Here is a 2034-nt window from a genome sequence, read left to right as displayed (position 1 = left end):
GTTCGACCTGGGACTGAATCTGCGGCAGACGCTTGCCGATCACGTCGAGCATGTCGTTGCGCTTGGCCAGCTGACGCTCAAGGCCGAGCATGGCCAKGGCATAACGCAGCGGTTCGCGCTGCAGGGCGCTTGGATCGCGTTCGAGGGCGCCGATCAGTGCGCGATAGCCTTCGCGCAGGTTGATGTCGTCACCGCCGTAGACTTCGAGTGTGTCCTTGGGGTCGCGAATCAGCAGGCTGCCGAGCATGCAGGTCAGTCCGGCTTCGTTGGTTTGGCCTGACTTGGCAATCCTGTCCACCAGCACGGCGGCGAGAAACACGCCGCCCAGTGCTGTCAGTTGCTCCTGAATCGGGTTCATAGGGCCTGGCCCTTGCTCGTCCACGGCTCCGCCACTTCAATCACGCCGCCGCCGAGGCAGATTTCACCATCGTAGAACACCACGGACTGGCCCGGAGTGACCGCGCGTTGCGGATCATCGAAGGTTGCGCGATAACCCGTGGCGGTTTTCTCCAGGGTGCACGGCTGGTCGCTCTGGCGATAACGAACCTTGGCGGTCAGCTTGCGTGGCTGGCTCAGGTCGATCGGGTTGACCCAGTAGATATCGGAAGCGAGCAGGGCACGAGAGAACAGCCACGGGTGATCGTTGCCCTGGCCAACGATCAGCTCGTTGTGTTCCAGGTCCTTGATCAGCACGTACCACGGCTCATCGCTGGCATCTTTCAGCCCGCCAATGCCCAGGCCCTGGCGCTGGCCGATGGTGTGGTACATCAGGCCGTGGTGACGGCCGATGACTTCACCTTCGGTGGTCTTGATCTCGCCCGGTTGCGCTGGCAGGTACTGCTTGAGGAAGTCGCTGAAGCGGCGCTCGCCGATAAAGCAGATCCCGGTGGAGTCCTTCTTCTTCGCGGTCGCCAGCTCGTATTTCTCGGCAATGGCGCGCACCTGCGGTTTTTCCAGCTCGCCGACCGGGAACAGGGTCTTGGCGATCTGTTCACCGCCGACGGCGTGCAGGAAGTAGCTCTGGTCCTTGTTCGGGTCCAGGCCCTTGAGCAGTTCGGTGCGGCCGTCGATGTCGCGGCGACGCACGTAGTGACCGGTGGCGATCAGGTCGGCACCCAGCATCATGGCGTAGTCGAGGAACGCCTTGAACTTGATTTCACGGTTGCACAGGATGTCCGGGTTCGGCGTGCGTCCGGCCTTGTATTCGGCCAGGAAATGCTCGAACACGTTGTCCCAGTACTCGGCGGCGAAATTGGCGGTGTGCAGCTTGATGCCAATCCTGTCGCACACGGCCTGGGCGTCCGCCAGGTCATCCATGGCGGTGCAGTATTCCGTTCCATCGTCCTCTTCCCAGTTCTTCATGAACAGGCCTTCCACCTCATAGCCCTGCTCGATCAGCAGGAGGGCGGAAACGGAGGAGTCCACGCCGCCGGACATGCCGACAATGACGCGCTTCTTTTGTGTGTCAGAAGGGGCTGGATCACGCATAGGGATTCAATGAGTGTCTTGAAAAAGGACGCGATTCTATCAGGCTCGGGGCCGCATGGCTAAAGAGAAGGACGGATCAGTTCGAGGTCGAAGCGAATGCCTGCCAGATAATCATCGATGCAACGGATGATCAGCTCGCTGCGCCAATTGTCGCGCTGCTCGATTAACTCCTCGCGGGTCAACCACTTGGCGCCGACGATGCCTTCATCCAGTTGATAATCCGCGTGGTGTTTCAGTGGTTTGGCGATGAAACAGACCCGCTGGTACGTTACGCCGTTGCTCGGGGCGGTGTAGAGGTAAATGCCCAGTACGCCGGTCGGTTCGACGTCCCAGCCGGTTTCCTCGAGGGTTTCGCGAATGGCGGCTTCGGTCAGGGTTTCGTTCGGGTCCAGGTGGCCGGCGGGTTGGTTGAGTACCGTGCGTCCGCTCTTGAGCTCTTCGACCATCAGGAAGCGRCCGTTGTCTTCGACGATGGTTGCTACGGTGATGTGGGGTTTCCAGTCCATGAGATGTCCTCAAATTCCAAAGTTCTCAAATTCCAAAGTT

3 protein-coding genes are annotated in these 2034 nt (G+C 60.2%); all 3 read right to left on the bottom strand.

All coding sequences use genetic code 11. The features are described 5' to 3' along the window. Positions 1 to 358 (bottom strand): DUF489 family protein (locus ACXRVY_RS26100; RefSeq protein ID WP_458238631.1); only part of this gene is annotated, 358 nt, incomplete at its 3' end. After that, entirely contained in the window at positions 355 to 1488 is a 1134-nt protein-coding gene (gene mnmA, locus ACXRVY_RS26095; protein ID WP_223461565.1) for a tRNA 2-thiouridine(34) synthase MnmA, read from the bottom strand. The genes mnmA and ACXRVY_RS26100, both read right to left, overlap by 4 nt. Before the next feature lie 59 nt (positions 1489 to 1547). Continuing rightward, positions 1548 to 1994 carry an NUDIX hydrolase gene (locus tag ACXRVY_RS26090; protein WP_223461567.1) on the bottom strand — a complete coding sequence of 149 codons (447 nt, stop codon included), beginning with the start codon at positions 1992 to 1994 and terminating at the stop codon, positions 1548 to 1550. Positions 1995 to 2034 lie beyond the last annotated feature (40 nt).

It is taken from the genome of Pseudomonas sp. P5_A2_2, from assembly GCF_054177685.1.
Note: the sequence above shows the minus strand (reverse complement) of the source record. Positions and strands in the feature narration are given on the sequence as shown.